Here is a 25,857-nt window from a genome sequence, read left to right as displayed (position 1 = left end):
CCTCGTCGCTCCGGTCGCTGCGCTCCCTCCGCTCCTCAGTCCAGACCGGGAGGCCCCATGACACTGGTCCTCTTGCCGCCGTCGGAGGGCAAGACCGGGCGATCCCGCGGCCGCGCCGTCGACTTCTCGGTGTTGTCCTTCCCACAACTCAATCCCGTCCGCGAGCAGGTCCTCGAGACGCTGGCGAAGATCTCCGCTTCCTCCGACGCGTACGACGTCCTCGGCGTCGGCGCATCACTGCAGCACGAGGTGGACCGAAACACGCGCTGGCGCACCGAGCCGGCCGTACCAGTGTCCGAGCTGTACTCCGGCGTCCTGTACGACGCGCTCGGCTACGCGACCTTGTCAGCAGGAAGCAAACGGCGTGCAGGGAACCGCCTGCTCGTGGTGTCCGCCGCGTGGGGGGCGTTGCGGATGGCCGACCGCGTGCCGCCGTACCGGCTCTCCATGGGTACGACGCTGCCCGGCCACGGACCGCTCGCATCGGTGTGGCGCGACCCGCTCAACGCTGCCCTGGCCGAGGCCGACGGTGTGATCGTTGACTGCCGGTCGTCGACGTACGTCGCTGCCTGGCGACCCACTGGCGAGCAGGCAGCCAAGTGGGTCTCGGTGAATGTGGTGCGCGAGCGCGACGGCGTCCGCACGGTCGTGTCGCACAACGCGAAGCACACCCGCGGCCTGGTCGCCCGGCACCTGCTCGAGTCCGGCAAGGACCCCGGTACGCCGAAGGCCCTGCACAAGCTCGTGGCCGAGCGGTGGAACGCCGAGCTCGATCGCGCCGCCGGTGGCTGGACGCTGACCGTGGTCGAGCACGACTGACCGTTCACATGGCTTTCACCGGTCGGTGGTTTCTCACCGCGCGTGACTGGGGAAGGCTTGAGGGCAGCACGTCAGGGGGGATCCGCCCTACCCTCGGAGGCCTGACCGATGCGACGTTCGATCATTGCTGCCATCACCACAGTCGCCGCGACCGCGGCGTGGACCCTCAGCGCGAGTCCGGCGCTGGCCTACCCACCGACCCCGCCGTCGGCCACGACAGCGGCCACCGAACTGGCGAGCCTCACCGTGAAGACGGAGGGCTCGACGAGCGGCTACAGCCGGGATCTCTTCCCACACTGGATCACCCAGTCCGGCACCTGTGACACGCGCGAACAGGTGCTGAAGCGCGACGGCACCGGTGTCACCGTCAACAGCAGCTGCCAGCCGACCGCAGGGAGCTGGTACAGCGTGTACGACGCCACCTGGGTGGAATCCTCCTCGTCCGTCGACATCGACCACATCGTGCCGCTCGCCGAGGCCTGGAAGTCCGGTGCGAACGCCTGGACCACCGCGCGCCGTCAGCAGTTCGCCAACGACCTGAGCATCGCTCAGCTGATCGCCGTGTCGGCGTCGAGCAACCGGTCCAAGGGCGACTCCGACCCGGCCTCCTGGAAGCCGACGAACACGTCGGTGCACTGCATCTACGCCCGCGAGTGGATCTGGGTGAAGTACACGTACGGCCTGTCGCTGCAGTCGGCGGAGAAGGCCGCTCTGCAGCAGATGCTCGGCACCTGCTGAGTCAACCGGCCTGGTTCAGTCGTCGAGGAGCTGGCGGCGCTGGGCGTGGATACCGGCCTGGAACCGGGTCCGCGCACCCAGCGCCTCCATCAACTCGGCCACCCGCCGTCCGACCGTCCGGCTGCTCAGGCCGAGCTGCCGCGCGATCGCGTCGTCCTTGAAGCCGGCCGCGAGCAACGTCATCAGCCGCGCGTCCGTCGGGTCCGTCATCGGCGCCGGTACGACGGGCACGGCCTGGTCCCACAGCAGCCAGAACATCTCGATCAGCGCGTCCAGCAGCGCACAGGGATGAACGACGAGGGCACTGTCGACCAGCTGATCGACCGACAACGGCAGGAGGGCGATCTTCCGGTCGAACACGGCGAGTTTCATCGGGACCTGCGGATGGACCCGCGAGGTCTCGCCGGCATCGGCCGCGCTGTAGGCCTCGTCCACGCCGCCCGGAACGTTCAGGGAATCGGGAGAGTAGATGCCCTGGACAACCACACCCTCGTTGAGCAGACCGCGGACCCGAGGGTCGGTCTCGCCGGGCCGGGAGGCGTACGGCGGCCGATCCAGCACCAGCAACTGGTGACGCGTGCCGTTGAGCAACCGGGCGAAGCGGGCCGCGATCGCCTCCTGCCCGACGATCACCTCGACCAGATTCTCCGGGCGGTGCTGCTCCTGCGCCCGGACCTCGGAGAGCAGCACGCGAGCCTCGGCGCGAACCCGGTCGAGCTCGGCCCGCCGTACGGCGACCAGCGCGTCGACCGCGACATCCGGGCGGGTCGGCAGCAGCCGCACGGGGTGGTCCGCGGTGGTGGTCAGCAGGCCGAGCCGCTCTAGCCGCTCGACGGTCGTGGCGACCTCGCGCTCGTCGCGGTCGAGGTGTTTGGCGAGCTCGGCGATGGTGCAGCCGGGCTCCGACAACAGCACCCGGTATGCCTCTTCGTCGGGTGGCTCCACCCCCACCGATTCCAGCATCCGATCAGGTTATCTCGTCTCCTGGAACCAGGTGGACTCCTTTTCGGTTCGTGGCGACTTCGCGCCATGTCCGGGATACGTCAGGGTTCCGTCAGGTGCGATTGGCCCCTGATTGGGGTAATCCTGTCTCTGCCGGGCGCGCGCGGACCGGACAGGGGACGCCCGGTCAAGCCTCAACGCGCGCGCCCGCCCCTCGATGGGACGATGTCACTACGTGACGCACTGCTCCCAGGGAGGCACGATGAGTGAACGCACCGCCGCTCGGCGCTGATCAACATGCTGATGGCGAGCCGCCTGCTGTACGGCATGTCGCACGAGCAGGTCCTGCCCGGTCCGCTCGGCCGCGTGCTGCGGAAACGGCGGACGCCGTACATCGCGATCCTGTTCACCACGCTGCTCGCGTTCGTCCTGATCGGGTACGCCGATCTGGCGGCGCTCGGCGGGACGACGGCGTTCCTGCTGCTGTGCGTGTTCGCGGTCGTGAACGTCGCGGTCCTGGTGCTGCGCCGGGACAAGGTCGAGCACAAACACTTCCACGCGCCGACCGCGCTGCCGGTGCTCGGCGTCGTGCTGTGCGTCTACCTGGCCAGCCCGCTGTCCGGGCGCGACTCGGCCGACTACAAGATCGCCGGCTGGCTGATGCTCGTCGGGGTCGGGCTGTGGGCGATCACCTGGCTGCTGAACAAGTACGTGCTCAAGCGGCACGCCGACTTCGATCCGTCGCACCTCGACCAGCAGGGCCCGGTGAATTGACCGGCATGTCGTCAGACTTGGGCGGATGCGGCATCGTTGGGTTATGAGCTCCCAGGTCCCTGCGCGGCGGACTGGGCGGTCCGTGGAGACCGCCCGGATCGCGAGCGGGGTGAAGCTGCTCGTCGCGCTGGTCGGCCTGATGTGGCTCAGCGAGGTCGTCGACACCGCGCTGCACGGGCGGCTCGACCAGTACGGGATCATCGCCCGCGATCCGCAGGGCCTGGTCGGCATCATCACCGCACCGTTCCTGCACCTCGGCTTCGGTCACCTCATCTCGAACACGCTGCCCTTGGTCACCCTCGGCCTGATCATCGCGGTCAGCGGCGCGCGCCGGCTGTTCGCGGTCACCGCGATGGTCGTCGTGATCGGCGGGTTCGGGACCTGGCTGATCTCCCCGCCGAACACGATCACGATCGGCGCCAGTGGCCTGGTCTTCGGGTACGCCGCCTACCTGATCACGCGAGGCCTGTTCAACCGGCGACTCGGCCAGGTGCTGGTCGGCATCGTGGTCGTGGTGGTCTGGGGGAGCGCGCTGCTCGGCGGCCTGCTGCCGCAGGACGGGATCTCTTGGCAGGGCCACTTGTTCGGCGGCATCGCCGGCATCCTGGCCGCGTGGGTCCTGGCCGACGACAAGCCGAAGCGGTCTCCGGTCAGGTAAGCGTGGCGGGATCGGTGTTGGCCCCGCAGATCACGACGACCACCCGCTCGCCGGCCGCCGGTCGGTAGGCGCCCGACGTGAGTGCGGCGTACGCGGCCGCCGCACCGTGCTCGACGGCGAGGTGGTGGTCGTGCCACAGCTCATTGCGGGCGGCAACGATCGGCTCATCGTCGACGAGCAGCGACCGCACGTCGTGCTGCCGCACCGCCGCGAACGCAAGCTCTCCCAGCCGACGGGCACCGAGCGAATCCGCCGCCACGCCGCCGACCGAACCATCGACGGGCCGACCGGCCTCCAGAGCCCGATGGAGCGTCGGCGCCAGTACCGGCTCCACGCCGATGATCTGGGCGTTGTCACCGATCGCCGTCGAGATGCCCGCGATGAGCCCGCCGCCGCCAACCGCGATCAGGACCGTGTCGAAGCCACTCACCTGCTCGAGGAGCTCCAGCCCGACGGTGCCCTGACCGGCCACGACCTCCGGCTGGTCATAGGCGTGCACGAGCAACGCGCCCGAGTCGTCCCGCGCCTGGACGGCCGCCTGGTACGCCTCGGCGTACTCGCTGCCGACCTGGACGACGTCAGCCTCGAGCGTCCGGAGTTTGGAGAGCTTCGCGATCGGCGTCGTCTCCGGGACGAAGATCCGGGCCGGTACGCCGAGTTCCCGGGCCGCGTAGGCCGCGGCGAGACCCGCGTTGCCGCCGGACGCGGCGACGATGCCCTGGCCGCTCAGTTCACCGCTCTCCTTCGCGGTGAGCAGCCGGTTGAACGCGCCACGTGGCTTGAAGGAGCCGGTGTGCTGCATCAGCTCCAGCTTGAACGTGAGCCCCGGCGCCACCTCGATCACCGGAGTACGTCGTACCCGTCCGGCGATCCGCTCCGCCGCCGCCCGCACCTCGTCGAGACTTACTGTCATGCCCCAACCCTGCCACGATGGAATGGAGCCGACCGAAGGAGGCCCAGGAATGGGTGCGTACGACGAGAGCTACCGCCGGAGTCTCGCGGATCCGGAAGGGTTCTGGCTCGAGGCCGCGGACGCGATCTCCTGGATCCGGCCACCGACGCGTGCGCTCGACTCCGCGAACGCCCCGCTGTACCGCTGGTTCCCCGACGCCGCGCTGAACACGTCGTACAACGCGCTCGACCGGCACATCGAGGCCGGCCACGGCGAACGGACGGCGCTGATCTACGACTCGCCGGTCACCGGGACAGGACGCGAGTACACCTACTCGGAGCTCCGCGACGAGGTGGCGGTGTTCGCCGGCGCGCTCGCGTCGCTCGGCGTCGGCAAGGGCGATCGCGTGATCGTCTACATGCCGATGGTCCCCGAGGCTGTCATCGCGATGCTCGCGTGTGCCCGGCTCGGCGCGATCCACTCCGTGGTGTTCGGCGGATTCGCGCCGAAGGAACTCGCGGCACGGATCGACGACGCGACCCCGAAGGTGATCATCGCCGCGTCGGCCGGGATCGAGCCGGCCCGCGTGGTCGAGTACAAGCCGATCATCGACGCCGCCCTCGAGCTCTCCCAGCACCAACCGGACCACACGATCGTCCTGCAGCGCGAGGGCACCCTCGCCGAACTCGGTGAGCGCGATCTCGACTGGGCCGCACTGACCGCCTCGGCCGGACCCGTCGACCCGGTCGAGGTCGCGGCGACCGATCCGCTCTACATCCTCTACACCTCGGGTACGACGGGGAAGCCGAAGGGCGTGGTCCGCGACAACGGCGGGCATGCGGTCGCACTGGCCTGGTCGATGCGGGCCGTCTACGACATCGGGCCGGGCGACGTGTGGTGGACCGCCTCCGACGTCGGCTGGGTCGTCGGCCACTCCTACATCGTCTACGCGCCGCTCCTGGTCGGCGCGACGACAGTTCTGTACGAGGGCAAGCCGGTTGGCACTCCGGACGCCGGCGCCTTCTGGCGAGTCATCTCCGAGCACGGCGCGAAGGCGCTGTTCACCGCACCGACCGCGATCCGCGCGATCAAGAAGGTCGACCCCGAGGCCGCCGAGGCGGCGAAGTACCCGCGGGAGTCGTTCCGCACGCTGTTCCTCGCGGGCGAGCGGCTCGATCCGGAGACCTACCACTGGGCGCACGAGCATCTCGGCGTACCGGTCGTGGACCACTGGTGGCAGACCGAGACCGGCTGGCCGATCGCGGGCAATCCCCGCGGTCTCGAGCCGCTGCCGACCAAGCCCGGGTCGGCCACGGTCCCGATGCCGGGCTGGGACGTGCAGATCCTCGACCCCGTGGGCAAGCAACTCCTCGCGCACGAGGAGGGCGCGATCGCGATCAAGCTCCCGCTCCCGCCGGGTGCTTTGCCGACGCTGTGGGGTGACGATCAGCGCTATATCGACAACTACCTCAGCCAGTACGACGGCTACTACCTGACCGGCGACGGTGGTTACCGGGACGAGGACGGCTACCTGTTCGTGATGGGCCGCACCGACGACGTGATCAACGTGGCCGGCCACCGCTTGTCGACCGGAAGCATGGAGGCCGTACTCGCGGCGCACCCAGCGGTCGCCGAGTGCGCGGTCATCGGCGTCTACGACCCGCTGAAAGGCCAGTTGCCGCGCGGTCTCGTCGTACTCAAGGCCGGTGCCGACATCCCCGAAGAGGTGCTGCGCGAAGAACTGGTGGCCGCGGTACGGCGGGACATCGGGCCGGTGGCGTCGTTCCGGGACGTGTCCGTGGTGGACGGCCTGCCGAAGACCCGGTCCGGGAAGATCCTGCGCAAGACCATGCGTGGCATCGCCGACGGCCGGGACGAGGCGATCCCGTCGACGATCGAGGATCCCGCCGTACTGGACGCGCTACGACCGATCCTGCGCCATCAGGAAGTCGAGGACCAGCGGCCCGGCGACTAACCGGAACTCGTGGAAGTAGGCGTGCCGGGCCTGGTCGATGAGCTCGGCACGCGCTCGCGGGATGCGGTCGGCGAGGAGTTGCGCGTTGGCGACCGGGCTGAAGACGTCGTCGGTCCCGTGAACGACGAGCGTCGGCGCCGTGATGTGGGGCAGGCCGTCCCAGGCGTCGTGCCGGTTGCTCGCGACCAGGTGCCGGCTCTTCGCGTACGACGGCATGCTCGTGTCACCGAGGACCGGATACGGGCCGGGGTTCGCGGCGAGCCACGCCGGCGTGTACATCAGGTCGAGGAGCACGCTGTCGGTTCGCTCCGGGTCGGCGAGAGCGCGGCGGATCTCCTGGCTGCGCTCGTACCCGTGCGCCGCGCCCGGTGACGTGCAGCCGAGGACGAGGGCGTCGACGCGGCCCGGATGGTTGATCCCGATCCACTGCGCGACCCGGCCACCCATCGACGTGCCGTAGACATGCGCCTGCGCCAGCCCCAGCTCGTCGAGCACTGCCACGACGTCGTCGGCGAACCCAGGCGTGCCGTAGACCTCGTCGGGTTTGTCGCTGTCCCCGGTCCCACGCCAGTCCAGCGTGATCGTCCGGTACGTCGTCTCGAAGTCGGCGCGGACGGGGTCCCACCAGTGGTGGTTGTTGGACTGACCGGCGAGGAGGACGAGGGGCTTCCCCGCGCCGCGAACCTGGTAGGCGATCCGGGTTCCGTCGGCGGTCGTTGCGTGCGGCACGGGTGCAGTCTGCCTGATTCTCCCGAGGGTTAGGCTCGGGGTATGCGAGTCGTGATTGCGGGTGGACATGGACAGATCGCGCTGCGGCTGACGAAGCTGCTGGCCGGTGACGGCCACGAGGTCGTCGGGTTGGTGCGCAACCCCGATCACGAGGCCGATCTGGCCGCGGCCGGCGGGCAGGCCGCCGTACTGGATCTGGAGCAGGCCGATGTCGCGGCGGTGGCCGGCGTACTGGCCGGTGCGGATGTCGCGATCTTCGCGGCCGGCGCGGGGCCGGGTAGCGGGAAGGACCGCAAGGACACGGTCGACCGGGGAGCCGCCGCGCTGTTCGCCGACGCGGCGGAGCAGGCCGGCGTACGACGCCACCTCCAGGTCGGGTCGATGGGCGCGGACCGAGCGGACTCGCTGCACGACGACGAGGTGTTCACCGTCTACCTGAAGGCGAAGTGGGCCGCCGAGGAAGACCTGCGGTCCAGGGACCTCGACTGGACGATCCTGCGGCCGGGCGGGCTGACCAACGACGCCGGCACCGGTCGGGTGAAGCTGGCGGACAAGACGGGCAGCGGCAGCATCAGCCGCGACGACGTGGCGCTGGTGCTGGCCGGCCTCTGCGACACCCCGGCCGCGATCGGCCGGACCCTCGAGCTGATCGCCGGGGACACCCCGGTGGCCGAGGCACTGACGAATCTCTGACGTTGCCGCTGGCAACAGATTGTGACGGCTATGGGCGACACACTGCGGCAGGTGCACTTCGAGCGCCTGGCCAACAGCAGCTACCGGGTCGAGAACGCGCGCGGCGGCAGCATCACCGTCGGCTCCGGTGGCGCCGACACCGACTTCACGCCGGTCGAACTGCTGCTGGCTGCGATCGGCACCTGCTCGGCGATCGACGTCGACATCGTGGTCAGCCGCCGGGCCGAGCCGACCGAGTTCCGCGCGGTGGTCCGCGGCGACAAGGTCCGCGACGCCGAGGAGGGCAACCGGATGGAGAACCTCGCGGTCGAGTTCACCGTCCACTTCCCCGAGGGCGAGGACGGCGACAAGGCCCGCGAGGCGCTGCCGCGGTCGGTCAAGATGTCCCACGACCGGCTCTGCACGGTCAGCCGCACGGTGGAACTCGGCACCCCGGTCACCACGACGGTCAACGACGATGTATCCGGCTAGATGTATCTAGTCTGATGTAGATTGGCGGGCGTGAACGGAGTCGACCTGTTCCTGCTCGGGCGCGCGTTGATGAAGATCGGCGAGGATGCGCTGCCCGAGCCGCCCGGCGGAGCGGGCAAGTACGCCGGGAGCGCTCGGATGGTCCTGATCGTGGCGAACGATATCGCCGAGCACCCGGAGAGCGCGGTGGGGGAGATCGCCACCCGTACCGGACTCCCGCAGAGCCAGGTCTCCACGGCGATCGCCCGCCTGAAGGAATCCGGCGCAGTGCAGACCGTGCCGGATCCCGCGGACCGGCGGCGTGCGTTGGTCAGCCAGACGCCTGGTGTGTCGGACCGGCTGGCCCAGGTCCGAGCGACTGGCATCGAAGACGCTCTCGCCACCGCTCTCGGCACGGACGACCCGGCTCGAGTGGCCGAGCTGACTCGAGCCCTCGAACAACTAGCGCGCACCCTCCTGCCCGACCGCAAGGTGTAGACCTCGGTCGGCGAGGAACTCGGCGGGTGAGCGGAGGCGGGTCTTCAACAGTTTCCCGGTACGGCGGCTGTCGAGGCGGACGTCTGAGGGCAGACCGGGAGTGAACGGCAACGTGTCCGGGTCGAGTCCGTCCCGGATGGCAATGAGACGGCCGAGCTCCAGACGGTTGAGTGCTTGGGGTCCGGCCACGTGGGCGACCCCGGTGACGTCGGACGTGAGGAGTTCGAGGAGCGCCGACGCCAGGTCGGTGACGTGGACCGGGCAGCGAATGTTGCCGGTGAAGAAGGCGCCGGGCTGACCGTCGGCCACCGCGTGCACCAGACGCTCGGTCGCCGACTGTCCGTCGTGCCCGACGATGATCGACGTACGCGCGACGACGGCCGACGGAGCAATCGCCCGGATGGCTGTCTCGGCAGCCGCCTTGGCCGCGCCGTACGGCGTGACCGGGCAGGGTGGCTCGTCCTCGTCGTACGGCGCAGCTCGGCCGGCGAACACCACATCGGTCGAGACGAACACCAGCCGCGCATCGGCCGCGGCGACCGCGATGTTGGCCGCACCATCGGCCGTCGTCACCCAGTCGGCCTGGTCGAACGCGGTGTGAATGATCCCGTCCGGCCGGACGGTGCGGAGGACGTCCAGCACTTCGTCCTGCCGCCGTACGTCGAGCCGAACTCCACCCGGTATTGGCTGGGAGTGATAGGCCGGTATCACTTCGTGCTGGGCCAACCGCAGCAGCTCGCGCCCCAGGAGTCCAGTGGCCCCAGTGACGAGCAGCCTCACATCACCACACTACGGCGTTGCAGCCGCCATCCGGCAGTCCGTGTGCTCCGCTTGACCTCGCCGACGGTCCGCACCTTCCGCGGGCTCATCCACGACTGCGACGGCTTGTGCAGCATCCACCCGTCCCCGAGTGTGATCGCCGCGTGCTGGACCGCCTGGCCGGCGTCCCGCCACACGAAGACCGTGCCCGGTGCGTCATCACGCCCACCTGTCGTCGTGTGCTCCGCCAGCCACTGCTCGAACGGCTCCCGCTGCATCCACACCCCATCGGCACCATCGACTCCGCACGCCGCCATCACGGTCCCGAAGCAGTTGGGCCCGCTGCCGTCGGGGAACGTGCCGGCAAGTTCACGGGCCCGCGGCAACTCGGCGGGCCAGGTGCGGACCTCGGCGTGCCGGCTCGGTCCGAGGTCCTCGCTCACGATCCGCGGCAGCACGACAGCGGCCTCGCTCAGGAGCGATTTCCACCAGACAAAGCGATGCCCGTCGGCTTGCCTCCGAACGTCCAGCACGCCCGACCATCGGCGTACGGTCGGGACGGCGGCCCGGCCGTGAGTCACCTGGGCGCGGACCAACGCCGCTCTGGTCGCCTTCGGCAAGTCCGAGTACGCCGCCTCAGTCAGCCAGCTGATCCGCGCAGCCTTCCGGTCGACGTCGTACGTGCGATAGGTGTCGCGCTGCTCCGGGGTCGGCTCCTGGTCGTCGTCCGCGGGCAGCCCCCACTCGGCGGCTTGCTTCTTGGTGAGGAAGAACGGTTCCTCATCGGGTGCGAGCCAGTCGACCCATCGCTCCAGCAGGCCGGGGGAGACGTCGATGCCCAGGACGGTCAGCATCCGGCAACGCTTTCATCCTCAGCGGCGATCAGTCACCGGCTTTTGTGGACCGCGGTAGGGCTGGGTCTGGGAGTAGACCAGGTTGGTGGTCGTGCTGCCGAACTCGGTGAGTTCGTTGACGAGTTCCTCCAGGTGCGGCATCGAGGCCGCGGCGACCTTCAGCGTGTAGCAGTCGTCGCCCGTCGTCCGGAGGCACTCGAGGATCTCCCGCCGGTCCGCCAGCAGCCGGTGCAGCGGCTCGTGCTTGTTGCCCGGGTACTTGAGCCGGACGACGGCCAGCACCGGGTAGCCGACCTTCGTCAGGTCGATGTCCGCGCGATACGCGGTGATCACGCCGATCGACTCCAACCGCCGAACCCGCTCGGTGGTCGCGGAGGCGCTCAGGTTGACCCGGCGGCCGAGCTCGGTCAGCGACATCCGGGCCTCGTTCTGCAGCTCGGCCAGGATGGCCCAGTCGGTCGGATCGAGAGTCTCGGTCATGCCGACAATCTACCGGTGAATCCCCGGCGACGGGCGCCGAATGCCGGGAGGAATCCCTTCAAGACCGGCGGCCTACCTGGATAGCCTGACTCCCGTGGAAATCGGAGTGAACGTCCCGAACTTCGGCCCCGGCACGAATCCGGCGCGACTACGCGAGTGGGCGCAGGTCGTCGAGGGCCTGGGCTATGACCTGTTGATGGTGTCGGACCATGTCGCGATCACGCGCGATGTCGCGGAGCACTATCCAGCTCCGTTCTTCGAGCCGTTCACCACGTTGAGCTGGCTCGCCGGCGTCACCGAGCGGGTCCGGCTCGGGACCACGGTGCTGATCGCGCCGTACCGGCACCCGTTGCTGGTGGCAAGGATGGCGGCGAACCTCGACCAGCTCAGCGGCGGCCGGCTCGTGCTCGGCGTCGGGGTCGGCTGGGCCCGCCAGGAGTTCGAAGCCCTCGGCGCCGACTTCACGAAGCGTGGAAGCCAGACGGACCACCTGCTCGCCGAGCTCCGGCGCGCCTGGGCGGACCAGAAGGACTACGGCGCCGGCAACATCCCGATCTGGATCGGCGGTCACAGTACGGCGGGAATGCGCCGGGCGGTGCGATTCGGCGACGCGTGGCACCCGCTCCGGGAGCGGCTCGACTGGATGCGCACGGCAACGGATCAGCTGCGTGCGATCGCCGCCGCGGAGGACCGGCCGGCGCCGGACTTCGCACCGCGGATCCTGCTCCGGCTCACCCCCGAGCCGCTGCCCGACGACGAGCGGGCCGCCGGTGAAGGCTCGCTCGAGCAGGTGCTGGCAGACCTCGACGGACTGCGTGAGCTCGGCGCGCGGAGCGTCGTACTGGATCCCTTCCAAGGCGATCCGGCCGAGACCGAACGGCCCGAAGCGGCCTGGCAAGCGCTGGCGACGATCGCCGCGCACCGACGACAGGAGACGATGTGACCCCCGAAGCAGAAGGCTTCCTCCGCCGCGCGATCGAGCTGGCCGCGGCCGCGCGGCAGGCGGGCAACCCGCCGTTCGGCTCGCTGCTGGTCGGGCCGGACGGGACCGTTCTCGCCGAGGAGCAGAACTCGACCATCACCGACGGCGACATCAGCTTCCACCCCGAGCTCAAGCTCGCGGTCTGGGCAGCGCGGGAGCTCTCACCCGAGCAAGCCGCCGGTACGACGATGTACACCAGCTGCGAGCCGTGCGGGATGTGCGCCGGCGCTCTCGCCCGCTCGGGTCTCGGACTGGTGGTCTATGCGCTGTCGGGCGAGCAACTCGGCGGACTCAAGCCCACCGGTGGCTTCCCCGCCGTACCTCTGGAAGGCCCGGCGCTGTACGACGAGGCACGCGTACCGGTCGACGGGTATTACGCCTAGACCGGCACCCGCGCGTCGCCCTCACACCGGGGCGAGGCAGAGCGTGTACTTCGTGGAGCCGCCGTCGTAGACGTACGACGCCTCGGAGCCGGCGAACTGCTCGCACTGGGTGTCGTCGGTGGAGTCGTCCAGCTTGCCGACGATCTTGTACTCGGCGTCGGAGGAGGCGCAGTCGACGACCTTCACGTTCGGGTCGCTGGACGTGCCCTTGTTCTGCACGCACTGGCCAACGTCGGCGTTCGAGGTGGAGTTGATGTTCGCGAAGATGATCAGCGCGAGCACGGCCACCGGGATCAGCAGACCGAGGATCGCCGGGCGCTGGAACAGCGGCTTACCCGGGTCCATCGGCCGGCCCGGACCCGGGGAGGGCTCGGGCAGGCTCTTGAACTTCTGCATCGGGCCGATGTTCATCAGCATCGTGATCGGGTTGATGATCGACGACCCGATACCCCACCAGCCCAGCCACAGGCTCTTCGAGGTCATGTCCCGCACCGACGCGATACCGCAGGTGCGGCAGAACGGTCCCTGCAGCTTCAGGAACTTCATCAGAATGATCAGGCCCTGGTGGCCGCGCACGGTCGCGTCGACCGCCGGGAACCCACCACAGAACCGGCACTGCGGCTGGCCTTGCGCCGCGAACGCCTGCTGGCCGTGCGGGAACGCCTGCCCCTGCTGCGGGTAGGCCTGGCCGTACGGCGCCTGCTGCTGGAACGACTGCTGCCCGTACGGCTGGCCGTACTGCTGACCAGGCTGGCCGTACACCTGGCCCTGCTGCGGTCGGCCGGGCTGCTCGCCGTACCCCTGGCCCGGCTGCTGAGCCGGCCCGGGCTGCGAGGGCTGGCCTGGCTGCTGAGGCTGGGCGTACTGCGGGAACTGCTCCGGGGGCGGACCGTAACCTCCCGGCTGACCTGGGTAGGGGTTCTGCGGCGGCTGGGGAGGGGATGTGGTCACGGACGTTCCCTGTAACTCGATGTCGGATCAAGCTGAACCACCGCACCCTACTCACCCCAACGGGCCACCGCGGCCTCCGATATGGCACCGTGCCGTGCATGCTCACCATCGGCCGCCTGGAACCTACCGACCGTGACGCCTGGCAGACCTTGTTTGCCGGCTACAACGAGTTCTACGGCCGCACGATGCCGGACGACTTCTTCGATCACGCGTGGTCCAGATTCCAGGACGACGTGGAGATCCACGCACTGGGTGCACGCTTGGACGGGCAGTTGGTGGGCATCGCACACTTCCTGATCCACGCGAGTACGACCGCACCCGACTCCTGCTATCTGCAGGACCTCTTCACCGCGCCCGAGGCTCGGGGCCAGGGTGCTGCGCGCGCATTGATCGGCGCGGTCACGGACTGGGCTCGCGAGCGTGGGTGCGGCCGGGTGTACTGGTCGACGCACGAGACCAACGCGACCGCCCGGCGGCTCTACGACCAGGTCGCCGAGAACCGGGGCTTCATCCTCTACCTGATCCCGCTGTAGCGGTCGGCGAGTTCGCGGCCGAGGCGGGCGAGCTCTGCCTGGACCGAGGGCGGGTCGACCACGTCGATCGAGCCGCCCCAGCCGGCCAGGTGCTGGGCGATCATCAGCGGAGTGGGCGCGGTGATCCTGAGCCGGACCCGATCGCCCTCCGTCCCGTCGACCTCGCAGTTGCGGCCGAGCCGGTCCTGCATCACCCACACGAACCGCTCGTCCATCAGCACGGTCGCCGTCAGTCCCGAGCGCCGTTCCTCCATCCGGTCGACGATCTCGCTCCACGCGGCGGACAGGTCGAAGTCGGCCGGCCGTTCGAACGAGTCCTCGGTCAGCTCGGCCGACACCACCCGCTCGACCCGGAACGTCCGCCGCCCCTTCTCGGTCTGCGCGATCAGGTACCAGATGTCGTCCTTGTCCACGAGCCCGAGCGGATCGACCAACCGCTCCGACTCCTCCCGGCCTCGTCCTTGATAAAGCAGTCGCACTCTCACCCGACGTACGACGGCATCTTGCAGCCGGCGGACCAGCTCTGGACGCTCCTTCACGTGCTCGCCCCAACGGGCCGGATCGATCACGACCGCCTCGGCCGCCGCCTGCGCGTGTTCACGGAAGGTGTCGGGCAACGCGCGGACGAGCTTGCGGAGCGCGGCCTTGGCGTCAGGGGCGATGGACGCCGCCGGACCGACCAGGAGGAAGAGGGCCTGGGCCTCGGTGGCGGTGAGGCCGCTGAGGTCGGTCCGGGCACCGCCGACGAGTTGCCAGCCGCCGTTGCGTCCGGCCTGCGGGTAGACGGGGATGCCGGCAGTCGACAGCGCCTCGAGATCGCGGCGCGCGGTGGCGACGGAGATCTCCAGCTCCTCCGCGACCTGCGCCGCGGTCACCCGGCCGCGGGCCTGCATAAGCAGCAGCACCGCCACCAATCGATCTGCCCGCACCTCGTCATCGTCGCAGACAAACCGCTCATCCAGTGCGCACTTAACTCGCCGGCACCTCGCGTGGTGCGTCCTCGCCGACCAGGCCGTCGATGGACTCGCGGATCAGGTCGGCGTGGCCGGTGTGCCGCGCGTACTCCTCGATCATGTCCGCCAGCATCCGGCGCAGGTTCGGCGACTGACCGTCGGGCCAGACCAGGTACCCGACGGTGCCCAGGCCGCCGTTGTCCAGGGCCTCCGCGATCGAGGCTCGCGAGCGCTGCACGGCGCCCTCCCACAGCTGCATCAGTTCCTCGGGGGAGTCGTCGGCTGCGGTGCGCCACTCCCAGTCGGGATCCGAGTCCCAGTCGATCCGGTTCCACGGCTCGCCCGGGTCGCGCCCGTACAACCGGTGCGAGAACATGTCGTCCTCGACCAGGGCGAGGTGCTTGACGAGACCGCCCAGCGTCATCGTCGACGGGCTGAGCCGGGCGTTCATCCCGGCAGCGTCCAGGCCGCCGCACTTCCATGCGAACGTCCGGCGATTGCGCTCCAGCACGCCGAGCAGCGTCTCGACCTCGCCGCCCGCGGCCGGCAACTCCACCACAGTGTTCTTGTCCATGCCCGGGACGCTACGCTCGGTTCCGGACGGTTCACTTCCGGATTGATGGAGGGGCTGTGGCGTACGACGTGAGTCCGACCGCGCGGACGTTGATGGTGCTGGAGCTGATCCAGAACAGCCCGGGCATCACGGCCGACCAGTTGGGGGACAAGCTGGGGGTCTCGGACCGGGCGGCCCGGCGATACGTCGCGATCCTGCGGGAGGCCGACATACCGATCGAGTCCGTCCGCGGTCCGTACGGCGGCTATCGGGTCGGCCGCGGACTGCGGCTCGCACCGCTGATGTTCAGTGCCACCGAGGCGCTCGGCCTGGTGATGGCGGTGCTCGAAGGACCACGCGGCGCCGACGACCCGGTCGAGAACGCACTCGGCAAGATCATCCGGGTCCTGCCCGAACCGATCGCCCGCTCCACCGACGCCATCCGCCGGGTCAGTGCGCGCGGCCCCGACCCCGGCGCCCGCACGCCGGACCCCGAAATCACCGCTGCGCTCGTCTCACACAGCACCGCGTGCCGCCGCATCGTCATCCATTACCGCCGCCACTACGGCGAGGAATGGCCGATGGACGTCGACCCGTGGGCGGTCGTCGTACGCCGGGGCCGCTGGTATCTGCTCTGCTGGTCTCACACGAAGAATTCGCAACGCGTCCTCCGCGTCGACAAGGTCACCAAAGTCGAACCACAGTCCACTGAATTCATCCCACCCGCAGACCTTGACCCGCTGGCCGCCGTCGAAGAACACCTGGCGATGGGCTGGAAATACCCCATCGAGGTCATCTTCGACGCCCCTCGTGACGAGGTCGCGCGCTGCATCTCCCGCAGCATGGGCCGCCTCGAATCGATCGACGAAACCCACACCCGCCTGCTGGCCAGCACCGACGAACCGTACTGGTACGCGGGCCAGTTGGCCTCACTGCCATGGCCGTATCGCATCCTCCAATCCCCGGAGCTGAAGACCGCGGCCCGGAACATCGCCCAACGCTTGCTGGAGGCAAGTAACAGTGAATGAGATCGAGTTCGACGGGGAGATCTGGTTCTGGCGCGGGCCGGCGCCGTGGTATTTCATCACAGTGCCGGAGGAGGACTGCGCGTATCTGGAGGCGGAGTCGGGCTTCGTGAGTTACGGGTGGGGGATGATCCCGGTCACCGCGGAGATCGGGGCCAGCGTCTGGGAGACGTCGTTGTTCCCGAAGGACGGGCGGTACATCGTGCCGGTGAAGGCGGCGGTGCGGCGGGCGGAGGAACTCGACGACGGGGACGTGCCGACAGTGCGGCTGCGGATCCGGACCTGAAACTGTCGGCGGGCGGGTTTAGCGTTCGTCGTACATCCGGCACTGGGAGGAAACGGCATGTCCACGCTGGGAGATCGGCCGAACACGGCACTGATGGTGATCGACGTCCAGAACGGCGTCGTCGGCGGCGCGCACGAGCGGGATCAGGTGGTGGCCAACATCAGCACCCTGGTCGGCAAGGCCCGGGCCGGCGGGGTGCCGGTCGTCTGGGTCCAGCACTCGAGCGACGACCTGGTGAAGGACAGCGACGAGTGGCAATTCGTTCCTGAGCTCAAGCGGGACGACTCGGAGCCGCTCGTGCACAAGACGTTCGCGGACTCCTTCGAGGACACCGATCTCGAGGACGTCCTCGCCGCCGCCGGGATCGGCCGGGTGTTCGTCAGCGGCGCCCAGACCGACGAGTGCATCCGGTCCACGATCCACGGCGCCATGGTCCGCGGGTACGACGTGACCCTGGTCGGTGACGCTCACACCACGGAGGACCTGTCCGAGTACGGCGCGCCCACTCCGGACAAGGTGATCGCCCACACCAACCTCTACTGGCAATACCACCGCGCCCCGGGCCGGACCGCCGCGGTCCAGGAGACCGCCGAGGTCACCTTCGCCGACTGATGGCGCATCGGATTCTGCACCTGTCCGACACCCATGTGAGTCGTACCGGTCCGGATGAGGACGGCGTCGACGGGCTCGCCGCGTTGCGGGGCCTGCTGCACGACGTACGCCGGGTGCCGGAGCTGGACCTGGTGGTTGTCAGCGGGGACGTCGCCGATGACGGGTCCGAGGAGGGCTGCCGTGCGGTCCGCTCGGTCGTCGGGGAGTTCGCTGCTGAGCGGGGCATTCCGCACGTGTACTGCACGGGGAACCACGACCGCCGTGACGGCTTCGCGGCTGCGCTCGGCTCCGGGCATCTCGCAGCGGATGGCTCACCCCTCGGCCGCGCCGCCGACGTCGACGGGGTGATCGCCGCGGTCAGTGATGTCGCCGGCCTGCGGGTGATCACGCTCGACAGCCTCGTCCCCGGCGAGACGTACGGCGTGCTGGGTCAGGCCCAAATGGACTGGCTGGCCGCGGAGCTCGCGTCGCCGGCGCCGGCCGGGTCGATCGTCGTACTCCATCATCCGCCGGTGTCGATGGACGCGATCCCGTATCTGAAGTCCGTCGTACTCCAGGATCCTGAGGAGTTAGGGCGCGTGCTGGCCGGGACCGACGTACAAGCCGTGCTGTGCGGTCACCTCCACCACCAGTTGACCGGGCAGCTGAGCACGAAGCCCGTGTGGGTGACGCCTGGCGTCATCACGCGGATCGACCTCACCGCGCCAAGCACCTTGGTCCGCGGCGTCCTCGGAGCCGGCGCGACCGTGGTCGACCTCGGCGGCCCGTTCGGCCCGATCTTCCACACCGTCCACGCCCGCGACCCCCAAGCCGGCACCGAGGTCTACGTCTACGACCCCGTGACCGGAGAGGACCGCACCGAAGACTGACCAGCCACGCTTCGAAGCTGGGCAGTGCGCAGCGCGAAATCACGCTTGACGAACTCGTCGCACCCGTTCAGGAGCCACCGGTGTAAATGCCATCGCCCACCTGGACCTCGCCGGTCCCGACCCAGCCGCGCGCGTCGAGCTCCTCGACGGACCGCGCATCGATCAGACCCGCGCCCCACGCCGTGACCCTCACGGCAGGAGCCGACGGCGGCGGCGCTCGGGCTGCGGCGAGGCCGAGTCCCTGCGGTTCATGTCTTCTCCTCCCCTTCAGGTGATCGCGGCATATGGATTTAGGCCGGGTGCGGCGAAGAGCGGTCGCGGCGCCGCTGCACGCCGAGGGTGATGCCCAGCCCGGCTCCGCCGAGGGCGATGCCGCCGAGCACAACCGAGGTCGCGCGGGCGAGGGCTGGTATCGCCGCAGTATCGCGGCCATTGACGGCGGTTGCGGACGGGTCGAGAGTCGGGGTGTGGGTATCGCCGTTCTCGGCCCGCTCACGATCGAGGGGGAACACAAGGTTCTCGGACGACGTGATCGCGTCGTGCTCGCGGCTCTGGTCGTCCACCCGGGGGAGGTGGTCAGCGCAGAGGTGCTGGCGGACGTGTTGTGGGGTGAGCAACTGCCGCCGTCGTGGGCCAAGATCGTGCAGGGGTGCGTGGTCCGGCTGCGCAAGCTGCTGGGCGTTCATGCAATCGAGACCACCGCGCTGGGCTATCGGCTGGTCGTGCCGATGGACGAGATCGACGCGCAGCGCTTCGAGCGTGCCGTCTCTCGGGCGCACGAGCTGCTGGCCGCCGATGACGCGGAGCGGTCGGCGCTTGTGCTGGCGGACGCGTTGGCGTTGTGGCGGGGCCAGCCGCTGACCGAGATCGACGGATGGGACGCCGCCCGGGTCGAGGCGGCCAGGCTGACCGAGCTCCTGTACACAGCCGAGGAGTTGTACGTCGAGTCCGCTCTGCGGGCAGGCCAGCACGACAAGGTCCTGGCGAAGGCGCAGGCGTTGGTAGCTGAGGCCCCGTTGCGCGAACGTCGATGGGCGCTGCTGGCCACGGCGCAGTACCAGTCCGGCCGTCAAGGTGAGTCGCTGCGCACGCTCCGCCAGCTCCGCTCGGTGCTGGATCGTGAACTCGGCCTGGATCCGGGACCGGAGATCGCCGCCTTGGAGCAGGCGATCCTGCGGCAGGATCCGGCGCTGGTCGTGGACAGCGCGCTGCCCGAGCCGAGCGCGATGTGCCCGTACCGGGGACTCAAGTCGTACGACGTCGACGACGCGGAGGTGTTCTTCGGTCGGGATGCCGACATCGCCGCGTGTCTGCGACGGCTGGCCGACAGCTCGGTCCTCGCTGTCGTCGGGCCGTCGGGGTGCGGCAAGTCCTCGCTGGTCCGCGCAGGCGTCACCGCAGCCCTGCGCCGCGACGGGGTGCGGGTCGTCGTGATCACCCCCGGCGTACACCCAGTCGCTGCGCTGTCCGACGCGATGCCGCGGTCAGGCCCGACGCCGGCGCTGCTGGTCGACCAGTGCGAGGAGGTCTTCTCGCTCTGCCAGGACACCGCGGAGCGCGACGCGTTTCTCAGCGCCCTGACCAAGCACCCGACTGCGGCGCCGCTGATCCTGTCGTTCCGGGCCGATCGGCTGGCCGACATCTCGTCCCATTCGGGGTTCGCGCGGGCCGTGGAGCAGGGCCTGTACCTGCTCGCCGCAATGGCTGAGGCCGACCTCCACGCCGCGATCGAGGAACCGGCCCGGCTTGCGTCGCTCGTGGTCGAGCCAGGTCTGGTGGACCTGCTGGTGAACGAAGTGGCCGACCAGCCCGGTGCGCTGCCGCTGATGTCGCACGCGCTGGCCGAGACCTGGCGACGTCGCGAGGGTCGGACCCTGACCGTCGCGGGCTACAACGCCTCGGGTGGGATCCGCGGCGCGGTCGCCCAGTCCGCCGAGGCGGTCTACGAACGGATCCCGCCTCAGCGTCGCACGGTGCTGCGCGACCTGCTGCTGCGGCTGATCACCCCCGGCCCGGACGGCGAGCCGGTCCGCAGCCGGCTGCCGCGGCGCCTGGTCGTCACCGGACCGGACAACGAGGCGATGATCGACCTTCTGGTCGCCGCGCGGCTGGTCACCAGCGACGACGGCATTGTCGAGCTCGCGCACGAGTCACTCGCCCGCGCCTGGCCCCGGCTGCGCGCCTGGCTGGATGACGACCTGGAGGGCCAGCGGATCCTGCACCACCTGACCGTCGCCGCGGACTCGTGGGACGGTCTCGGTCGTCCCGACAGTGAGCTCTACCGCGGCGTCCGCCTCGCCAAGGCCCTGGACTGGCAGCAAGACACCAACCCGACGCTGACCGACACCGAACGCGACTTCCTCGCGGCCGCACGCCGCTTGTCCGAGGCCGAGCTCCGCGCGGCCGAAGACATCGCCCGACACCAGATCCGGGTCAACCGCCGCCTCCGCACCGCCCTCACCACCGCCGCGTTCCTGCTCGTCGGCGCACTCATCGCCGGCTTCGTCGCTGTCCGCCAAGCCGAGCGCGCCGACCAGGAAGCGGCCGCCGCCGAGCAAGCGGCGGTGGCCGCGGATGCCGGCAAGGCCGGCGCGAAGGCCGTGGTACAGGACGACATTGGCAAGTCCATGCTGCTCGCCGTGGCCGGCCTTCGGCTCGACGACACCCCCGAGTCCAGGGACAACCTGCTCGCAGTACTTGCCAAGAACTCCCAACTGATCCGGTCGTTCGAGACCGAAAGCCTGGACGTCGGCGGCCTGGACGTCAGTCCGGACGGCAGCTCTGTCGTTGTGCACGACTGGACCGGCACGGCCGTGCTGTACGACCTGACGTCCGGCAAGCGGACGGCTGAGCACCGGCCCGAAAGCCAACCGGGCCAGGAACCCGAGCACGGGTGGGGAGCAGTCTTCAGTCCGGACGGCCGTCATCTGGCCATCGGGATGCCCTCGCCGACGACTCAACCGGTGCTGCTGCTCGATCCGAAGACGCTGGAACCGGTCGCGGAGTCGCAGCAACTACCACGCTCCGGGCTACCGGCACGCGCCACGCATGTCAGCTACAGCAGGGACGGGAACTCGCTCACGGCCATGCTGCACTCTTACCGCAACGGGACACCGACCGATGGGACCACAGTGCTCGTCTGGGACGTACGACCGGGCGAGAAACCGAAGGTACGGATGACCCTGCAACTGTCGGACCTCGCGGGGAACGGCGGGCTGGTGATGAGCCCGGACGGGAGCCGGCTGTACACGAGCAGACCGCTGAGCGCCTACGATGTCCCGGCCGGGACGCTGCGCTACTCGCGACCCGAGCTGAAGTACGGCGGCGTCGACGTCGCCCCGGACGGCTCGACGCTTGCCATCGGCGGCTTCCTGGCCGGCTCGAATCTGGACCCCGGCCAGGTGCTGCTGGTCGACGCAGCGACCGGGCTTCACGAACGCCCACTGCGGCGACACGACGAGGCAATTGCCAGAGTGCGCTTCTCCCACCGCGGGACCCTCCTGGTGACCACTACAGCCGAGCTGCAGGCGACCGTGTGGGACGTGAGAGCCGGCCGCGCGGTGGAGGACATTAATGTCGGCCAGGCGGGCGTCAACGGCGTCGGCTTCAGTCCGGACGACGCGACCCTCTACGTGGCCAACGAAGGAGCCCTGCGCAGCTACGACCTCGCGGGCCGGCGCAGATACATCGAGCACCTCATCCCTCCAACCGGCGGCGACTACGGCTGCATCAGCCCGGCCCCCGGCGGCAAGACCACCTACCGCCAAGGCCCCTCCGGGATCTCGTTCAAGGACGTCGAAACGCGCAATGCCACCAGGCCAGTCCCGCTCCCCGGGAACTGGTGGGAGTCTGACACCGGCAACTGCGCCGCCTGGCACCCCACCGGGGAACGAGCGGCGACAATGAAGTCGGGCGTGCTCAGAGTGTGGAACGCGCGAACAGGTGAGCTCATCACCGGCCGCCCGGTGGCAGGCAGTCGAGTCTCGGACTTCCACTACGCCGGGCGAGACGGCAGCCGGCTCGCCATCGGCCAGGTGTCCGGCGTGGCCACGCTGCTGGACTCCGACACCCTCGAAGAGGTGGGCACACCGGTCCAGCTGAACGGCTCGATCAACTGGTTGTCAGCCGGCCCCGACGGCCACACCGCCGCGGTGCTCACCGGCGACACCATCGCGGACGGAGTCAGGTCCACGGGTTGGGCACTGCTGGATCTCGCGGCCGGCAAGGTGATCCGCTCGGGCCGGCTGCCGCTAGCCGACCCCGAGGTCGTGGCACTCTCCCCGGACGGACGACATATCGCGGTCACGAGCGCGCAGGGCGAGGTACTCGTGCTCGACACCGCGCCCGGCGCAGCGCCAGGACGGCCCGTGAAGGTCAAACGTGGCGCGAACAGTCTCGCGTTCTCAGCCGACGGCTCCCTCCTGGTGGCGCCCGGTGAGGGCACGGTGAACTTGTACGACGGCTCCACAGGCGCTCCACTTGGCTCCGTCGTTGTCCCGAACCGGACAATCGTCACGGCGGACTTCCGGCCCGACGGCCACACCGTAGTTATCGCGTCCTACGACGACGCGATCTACACCTGGGACACCCGCCTCGAGCACACCATCGAGTACGCCTGCCGAACAGCCGGCCGCGACCTGACCGTCGAGGAATGGCACGAGAACTTCGCCGGCCGGCCCTACCGCAAGACGTGTCCCTGACAACACCACAACGAGGCAGAGCCGCTCTGCAACTGGTCGGCTCATGGGTTGCCGGCACAACTTGCTCGAGGCGGATCGGCTCGCCCAGATGTCCCCACGCGCCAGGAAAGTCAGGGCTGCCCTCAACCGCTCTGCGACAAGGTCTGACGCGCAACTACAGTCCAAAAGATTCAAGCCATCCCGCCGCACGTGTCGCACAACAAGCCCTCAACGGCACGCACTGCGACAGCGCACCCCGACCTGACGACCCCAAGGGAAGCCACCGCGCGCATCAGACCGCCCCAGTCGTCATCCGGACCGTGATCGTATCCAGGTCAGAGTTTCGCTGCCTCGGCGAGTGCGGTCAGTAGTGCCGTGATCGCGGGTGGGTCGGGTGGTTCGCCGTACGTCGCGGCGTACACGTGGCGCTGCGAGCCAGGCAGCTCGGTGGCGACGATGCCCTCGGCGCGGTGAGTGCGCAAGGCGAGACCCGGCATCGTCGTCACGCCGAGTCCCGCCGCGACCAGCGCCTGCATCACCACCATGTCGTCGGACGTGTAGCCGATCCGCGGTTCGTAGCCCTCCGCGGCGCACAGCGAAACCAGGTGACTGCGGCAACGATCGCAGCCGGCGATCCAGGTCGCGTCGCGGAGCCCGGCCAGCTCGGCCCTCCGATCCCGGGACAGGACGTACAGCGGATCGTCCAGCAGGTGATGCAGTCGCACGCCGGACGGCTCCGGCTCGGTCTCGTCGTACCGGAAGACGATCGCGACATCGATCTTCCCGGTCCGCAGCAGCTCCAGCGCCTCGGGCGGATGCGTGTCGAGGAGGCTGATCCCGAGACCCGGGTGCTTGCCGGCGAGGACCGCGAGAGCGCCCGGGACGAGCGACCCGATCGCCGACGAGAAGCCGGCCAGACGGACCCGGCCCGCGTTCAGGCCGACGTGGGCGGCGAGTTCAGCATCGACGGCGTCGATACGGCCGATGATCTCGGCGGCGCGGTCGGCCAGCAGCCGGCCCGCCTCGGTCAGCCGGATGCCGCGGCCGGCACGTTGCAGCAACTGCGCCCCGGTCTCGGCCTCGAGGCGCGCGAGGTGGTGGGTGACGGACGGCTGTGAGTAGTGCAGCTCCCGCGCGGCGGCGGTGACCGATCCGTTCCGCGCAACCGCGTCGATCACGCGCAACCTCGTGACATCGAGCATGTATCAAACCCATCTATGGGTGAGCACGAAACTTGGCATTAGACGTTATGGGTTGCCGGGCGCAGGCTCAAGACATGACCACGACACAGCTCGCCACCAGCACATTGACCGCCCTCGTCGACGGTGTCCGCGCCGCGATCGGCAAGCACGCCGACTGGCACGACACCGCCGGCCTGGTCGCCGACGAACTCCGCCGCCACCTGCCCAGCCCGGACGAGATCATGACCGCCGAGGAGCGTCTCGGCTCCGCGGACGGCTACCGCAGCCGCACCCTGTACGTCGAACCGGACGGCTCGTTCTCGATCATCGCGCTCGTGTGGCGCCCCGGCCAGGTGACGCGAATCCACGATCACGTGACGTGGTGCGTGTTCGGCGTCAGCCAGGGCGTCGAACACGAGGACTTGTACGACAGCGACCTCCGGCTGATCGGCCGCAGCGACAACCACGTCGGCGAGGTGAGCGGATTCGCGCCACCCGGGGACATTCACCGGGTCCACAACACGTCCGACAGCACGGCGATCTCCATCCACATCTACGGGACGGATGTCACCCGCATCGGCTCAAGCGTCCGGCGCTACTACGACTGAGCCTCCTCCATGCTGTCGAGTACGGCGAGCTGCCCGGGGGAGAGGCGGATCGCACCGGCCGCCAGGTTCTCCTCCAGATGCCGAGGGCTCGACGTACCAGGAATAGCCAGGACGTGGTTGCCCCGGCTCAAAGTCCAGGCGAGGCGGATCTGCGCCGGCGTCGCGTTGTGCTGGTCGGCGACTTCCTGTACCGCGTCATCGCTGGAGACACCGCCGACTTCCCGCGACGCCGCGGTGAGTGCGAAGAAGGGCACGAAGGCGATTCCCTGCTCGCCGCAGACGCGCAGGATGTCGTCATTCACCCGGCCGAAGCCGACGCCGTACCTGTTCTGCACAGCGACGATCGGCGCGATCTCCTGCGCTTGCGCGAGGTGTTCCACTCGGACGTTCGACAGGCCGAGGTGTTTGATCATGCCCTTGGCCCGCAACTCGGCCAAAACGCCGAAATGCTCGGAGACGTCGTCGAGGCCCGCCTGCCGGAGATAGACGAGGTCGAGTGTCTCGATCCCGAGCGCGCGCAGGTTGCCTTCGACCAACGCCGGCAATCCATCCGGCCGGGCGAGCCCGCTCTCGGTCGGCCCGACCTTGGTGGCGACGACGAGATCTTCCGGGTACGGCGCCAGCGCGCGGCGGATGACGTCGTTCGCCCATCGGAGCTCTTCGAACGAACGCGTCTGCCCGCCCTCGGCGTACGTCGGATAGAAGTCGGCGGTGTCGAGGTGGTTGACACCGAGCTCGACCGCCCCGCGCAGCAGCGCGGCCGCCCGCTCCTGCACGTCCGGCCCGCCGCCGGTGCTGCCCGCGAGCCGCTTCGCCCCGAACCCGATCCGCCGGATGGTCGCGTCCCCGAGGTGCCAGAATTCCGTCGACTTGCTTTCCGGAATTGCTGATGATAAGTTTGATTGTAGGGGCGTATTCTTTTGCATATTCTGCATTCGGCCAGGATAAATCCTCGGATCGTTTTCGTCCACCTTTTCCGCG

General features: G+C 69.3%; 30 protein-coding genes. 17 read left to right on the top strand and 13 right to left on the bottom strand.

The window, feature by feature from the left end; genetic code table 11:
* Nucleotides 1-57 precede the first annotated feature (57 nt).
* Together ACXC9Q_RS04345 and ACXC9Q_RS04340 are read left to right on the top strand one after the other, a co-directional pair.
* A complete protein-coding gene (locus ACXC9Q_RS04345) occupies nucleotides 58-819 on the top strand; it encodes a YaaA family protein (RefSeq protein ID WP_457055154.1) in 762 nt (253 codons plus the stop codon).
* Nucleotides 820-927: 108 nt separating this feature from the next.
* Nucleotides 928-1,557, top strand: coding sequence for an HNH endonuclease family protein (locus tag ACXC9Q_RS04340; RefSeq protein ID WP_457055153.1), 630 nt, complete (start codon nucleotides 928-930; stop codon nucleotides 1,555-1,557).
* Between the two features lie 15 nt (nucleotides 1,558-1,572).
* On the opposite strand, the gene ACXC9Q_RS04335 is transcribed toward ACXC9Q_RS04340, so the two are convergent.
* A complete protein-coding gene (locus ACXC9Q_RS04335) occupies nucleotides 1,573-2,520 on the bottom strand; it encodes an HVO_A0114 family putative DNA-binding protein (protein WP_457055152.1) in 948 nt (315 codons plus the stop codon).
* A gap of 282 nt (nucleotides 2,521-2,802) precedes the next feature.
* Here ACXC9Q_RS04335 and ACXC9Q_RS04330 point away from each other — a divergent pair, with 282 nt between their 5' ends.
* Nucleotides 2,803-3,273: an amino acid permease gene (locus ACXC9Q_RS04330; protein WP_457055151.1), complete on the top strand. Its 471-nt coding sequence runs from the start codon at nucleotides 2,803-2,805 to the stop codon at nucleotides 3,271-3,273.
* A 43-nt stretch (nucleotides 3,274-3,316) separates the two neighbouring features.
* Complete coding sequence (locus ACXC9Q_RS04325) at nucleotides 3,317-3,931, top strand: rhomboid family intramembrane serine protease (protein WP_457055150.1); 615 nt, start codon at nucleotides 3,317-3,319, stop codon at nucleotides 3,929-3,931.
* On the opposite strand, the gene ACXC9Q_RS04320 is transcribed toward ACXC9Q_RS04325, so the two are convergent.
* A complete protein-coding gene (locus ACXC9Q_RS04320) occupies nucleotides 3,924-4,844 on the bottom strand; it encodes a threonine/serine dehydratase (protein WP_457055149.1) in 921 nt (306 codons plus the stop codon). The genes ACXC9Q_RS04325 and ACXC9Q_RS04320 overlap by 8 nt on opposite strands.
* Nucleotides 4,845-4,893: 49 nt before the next feature.
* Between ACXC9Q_RS04320 and ACXC9Q_RS04315 the strand changes: the two genes are divergently transcribed.
* Nucleotides 4,894-6,798, top strand: a complete 1,905-nt coding sequence (locus ACXC9Q_RS04315) for a propionyl-CoA synthetase (protein WP_457055148.1) — start codon at nucleotides 4,894-4,896, stop codon at nucleotides 6,796-6,798.
* Here the strand turns inward: ACXC9Q_RS04315 and ACXC9Q_RS04310 are convergent.
* Complete coding sequence (locus ACXC9Q_RS04310) at nucleotides 6,745-7,527, bottom strand: alpha/beta fold hydrolase (RefSeq protein WP_457055147.1); 783 nt, start codon at nucleotides 7,525-7,527, stop codon at nucleotides 6,745-6,747. The genes ACXC9Q_RS04315 and ACXC9Q_RS04310 overlap by 54 nt on opposite strands.
* 42 nt (nucleotides 7,528-7,569) lie before the next feature.
* On the opposite strand from ACXC9Q_RS04310, the gene ACXC9Q_RS04305 reads away from it, so the two are divergent.
* Genes ACXC9Q_RS04305 through ACXC9Q_RS04295 form a run of 3 tightly spaced genes read left to right on the top strand, consistent with a single transcriptional unit; the run spans nucleotide 7,570 to nucleotide 9,168 of the window.
* Entirely contained in the window at nucleotides 7,570-8,220 is a 651-nt protein-coding gene (locus tag ACXC9Q_RS04305) for an SDR family oxidoreductase (RefSeq protein ID WP_457055146.1), read from the top strand.
* Nucleotides 8,221-8,250: 30 nt separating this feature from the next.
* A complete protein-coding gene (locus tag ACXC9Q_RS04300) occupies nucleotides 8,251-8,691 on the top strand; it encodes an OsmC family protein (RefSeq protein WP_457055145.1) in 441 nt (146 codons plus the stop codon).
* Nucleotides 8,692-8,721: 30 nt separating this feature from the next.
* A complete protein-coding gene (locus ACXC9Q_RS04295; RefSeq protein ID WP_457055144.1) occupies nucleotides 8,722-9,168 on the top strand; it encodes a MarR family winged helix-turn-helix transcriptional regulator in 447 nt (148 codons plus the stop codon).
* Here the strand turns inward: ACXC9Q_RS04295 and ACXC9Q_RS04290 are convergent.
* Genes ACXC9Q_RS04290 through ACXC9Q_RS04280 form a run of 3 tightly spaced genes read right to left on the bottom strand, consistent with a single transcriptional unit; the run spans nucleotide 9,133 to nucleotide 11,261 of the window.
* Complete coding sequence (locus ACXC9Q_RS04290) at nucleotides 9,133-9,948, bottom strand: sugar nucleotide-binding protein (protein ID WP_457055143.1); 816 nt, start codon at nucleotides 9,946-9,948, stop codon at nucleotides 9,133-9,135. The genes ACXC9Q_RS04295 and ACXC9Q_RS04290 overlap by 36 nt on opposite strands.
* A complete protein-coding gene (locus ACXC9Q_RS04285; protein ID WP_457055142.1) occupies nucleotides 9,945-10,781 on the bottom strand; it encodes a hypothetical protein in 837 nt (278 codons plus the stop codon). Before ACXC9Q_RS04285 ends, ACXC9Q_RS04290 begins: the two co-directional genes overlap by 4 nt.
* Before the next feature lie 18 nt (nucleotides 10,782-10,799).
* Entirely contained in the window at nucleotides 10,800-11,261 is a 462-nt protein-coding gene (locus tag ACXC9Q_RS04280) for an Lrp/AsnC family transcriptional regulator (protein WP_457055141.1), read from the bottom strand.
* 94 nt (nucleotides 11,262-11,355) lie between these two features.
* Between ACXC9Q_RS04280 and ACXC9Q_RS04275 the strand changes: the two genes are divergently transcribed.
* Nucleotides 11,356-12,204, top strand: a complete 849-nt coding sequence (locus ACXC9Q_RS04275) for an LLM class flavin-dependent oxidoreductase (RefSeq protein ID WP_457055140.1) — start codon at nucleotides 11,356-11,358, stop codon at nucleotides 12,202-12,204.
* A complete protein-coding gene (locus ACXC9Q_RS04270) occupies nucleotides 12,201-12,626 on the top strand; it encodes a nucleoside deaminase (protein WP_457055139.1) in 426 nt (141 codons plus the stop codon). Before ACXC9Q_RS04275 ends, ACXC9Q_RS04270 begins: the two co-directional genes overlap by 4 nt.
* A 21-nt stretch (nucleotides 12,627-12,647) precedes the next feature.
* Here ACXC9Q_RS04270 and ACXC9Q_RS04265 read toward each other — a convergent pair whose 3' ends face one another.
* Nucleotides 12,648-13,577 (bottom strand): LppU/SCO3897 family protein, encoded by a 930-nt coding sequence (locus ACXC9Q_RS04265; protein ID WP_457055138.1) that lies wholly within the window; start codon nucleotides 13,575-13,577, stop codon nucleotides 12,648-12,650.
* Nucleotides 13,578-13,675: 98 nt separating this feature from the next.
* Between ACXC9Q_RS04265 and ACXC9Q_RS04260 the strand changes: the two genes are divergently transcribed.
* A complete protein-coding gene (locus tag ACXC9Q_RS04260) occupies nucleotides 13,676-14,110 on the top strand; it encodes a GNAT family N-acetyltransferase (protein ID WP_457055137.1) in 435 nt (144 codons plus the stop codon).
* On the opposite strand, the gene ACXC9Q_RS04255 is transcribed toward ACXC9Q_RS04260, so the two are convergent.
* Nucleotides 14,092-15,039: a helix-turn-helix transcriptional regulator gene (locus ACXC9Q_RS04255; protein ID WP_457055136.1), complete on the bottom strand. Its 948-nt coding sequence runs from the start codon at nucleotides 15,037-15,039 to the stop codon at nucleotides 14,092-14,094. The genes ACXC9Q_RS04260 and ACXC9Q_RS04255 overlap by 19 nt on opposite strands.
* A 40-nt stretch (nucleotides 15,040-15,079) precedes the next feature.
* A complete protein-coding gene (locus ACXC9Q_RS04250; RefSeq protein WP_457055135.1) occupies nucleotides 15,080-15,637 on the bottom strand; it encodes a DinB family protein in 558 nt (185 codons plus the stop codon).
* Between the two features lie 56 nt (nucleotides 15,638-15,693).
* On the opposite strand from ACXC9Q_RS04250, the gene ACXC9Q_RS04245 reads away from it, so the two are divergent.
* Genes ACXC9Q_RS04245 through ACXC9Q_RS04230 form a run of 4 tightly spaced genes read left to right on the top strand, consistent with a single transcriptional unit; the run spans nucleotide 15,694 to nucleotide 18,408 of the window.
* Nucleotides 15,694-16,644 (top strand): helix-turn-helix transcriptional regulator, encoded by a 951-nt coding sequence (locus ACXC9Q_RS04245; RefSeq protein WP_457055134.1) that lies wholly within the window; start codon nucleotides 15,694-15,696, stop codon nucleotides 16,642-16,644.
* Nucleotides 16,637-16,927: a DUF1905 domain-containing protein gene (locus ACXC9Q_RS04240; RefSeq protein ID WP_457055133.1), complete on the top strand. Its 291-nt coding sequence runs from the start codon at nucleotides 16,637-16,639 to the stop codon at nucleotides 16,925-16,927. The genes ACXC9Q_RS04245 and ACXC9Q_RS04240 overlap by 8 nt, the downstream gene beginning before the upstream one ends.
* Nucleotides 16,928-16,984: 57 nt before the next feature.
* Complete coding sequence (locus ACXC9Q_RS04235; protein WP_457055132.1) at nucleotides 16,985-17,539, top strand: isochorismatase family protein; 555 nt, start codon at nucleotides 16,985-16,987, stop codon at nucleotides 17,537-17,539.
* Nucleotides 17,539-18,408, top strand: a complete 870-nt coding sequence (locus ACXC9Q_RS04230; RefSeq protein ID WP_457055131.1) for a metallophosphoesterase — start codon at nucleotides 17,539-17,541, stop codon at nucleotides 18,406-18,408. The genes ACXC9Q_RS04235 and ACXC9Q_RS04230 overlap by 1 nt, the downstream gene beginning before the upstream one ends.
* 67 nt (nucleotides 18,409-18,475) lie before the next feature.
* Here ACXC9Q_RS04230 and ACXC9Q_RS04225 read toward each other — a convergent pair whose 3' ends face one another.
* Nucleotides 18,476-18,601: a hypothetical protein gene (locus ACXC9Q_RS04225; RefSeq protein ID WP_457055130.1), complete on the bottom strand. Its 126-nt coding sequence runs from the start codon at nucleotides 18,599-18,601 to the stop codon at nucleotides 18,476-18,478.
* A 97-nt stretch (nucleotides 18,602-18,698) separates the two neighbouring features.
* The gene (locus ACXC9Q_RS04220; protein WP_457055129.1) at nucleotides 18,699-18,971 is read right to left on the bottom strand and encodes a hypothetical protein; all 273 of its coding nucleotides are present in this window, start codon (nucleotides 18,969-18,971) and stop codon (nucleotides 18,699-18,701) included.
* Here ACXC9Q_RS04220 and ACXC9Q_RS04215 point away from each other — a divergent pair.
* Nucleotides 18,948-23,108, top strand: a complete 4,161-nt coding sequence (locus tag ACXC9Q_RS04215) for an nSTAND1 domain-containing NTPase (RefSeq protein WP_457055128.1) — start codon at nucleotides 18,948-18,950, stop codon at nucleotides 23,106-23,108. The genes ACXC9Q_RS04220 and ACXC9Q_RS04215 overlap by 24 nt on opposite strands.
* 314 nt (nucleotides 23,109-23,422) lie before the next feature.
* Here the strand turns inward: ACXC9Q_RS04215 and ACXC9Q_RS04210 are convergent, their stop codons facing one another.
* Nucleotides 23,423-24,289: a LysR family transcriptional regulator gene (locus ACXC9Q_RS04210; protein WP_457055127.1), complete on the bottom strand. Its 867-nt coding sequence runs from the start codon at nucleotides 24,287-24,289 to the stop codon at nucleotides 23,423-23,425.
* 74 nt (nucleotides 24,290-24,363) lie between these two features.
* On the opposite strand from ACXC9Q_RS04210, the gene ACXC9Q_RS04205 reads away from it, so the two are divergent.
* Nucleotides 24,364-24,876, top strand: a complete 513-nt coding sequence (locus tag ACXC9Q_RS04205) for a hypothetical protein (protein ID WP_457055126.1) — start codon at nucleotides 24,364-24,366, stop codon at nucleotides 24,874-24,876.
* Here ACXC9Q_RS04205 and ACXC9Q_RS04200 read toward each other — a convergent pair.
* On the bottom strand, nucleotides 24,867-25,811 hold the full coding sequence (locus ACXC9Q_RS04200; RefSeq protein ID WP_457055125.1) for an aldo/keto reductase: 945 nt from the start codon (nucleotides 25,809-25,811) through the stop codon (nucleotides 24,867-24,869). The genes ACXC9Q_RS04205 and ACXC9Q_RS04200 overlap by 10 nt on opposite strands.
* Nucleotides 25,812-25,857 lie beyond the last annotated feature (46 nt).

It is taken from the genome of Kribbella sp. CWNU-51 (assembly GCF_054073265.1).
This window is presented reverse-complemented; position numbering and strand designations above follow the sequence as displayed.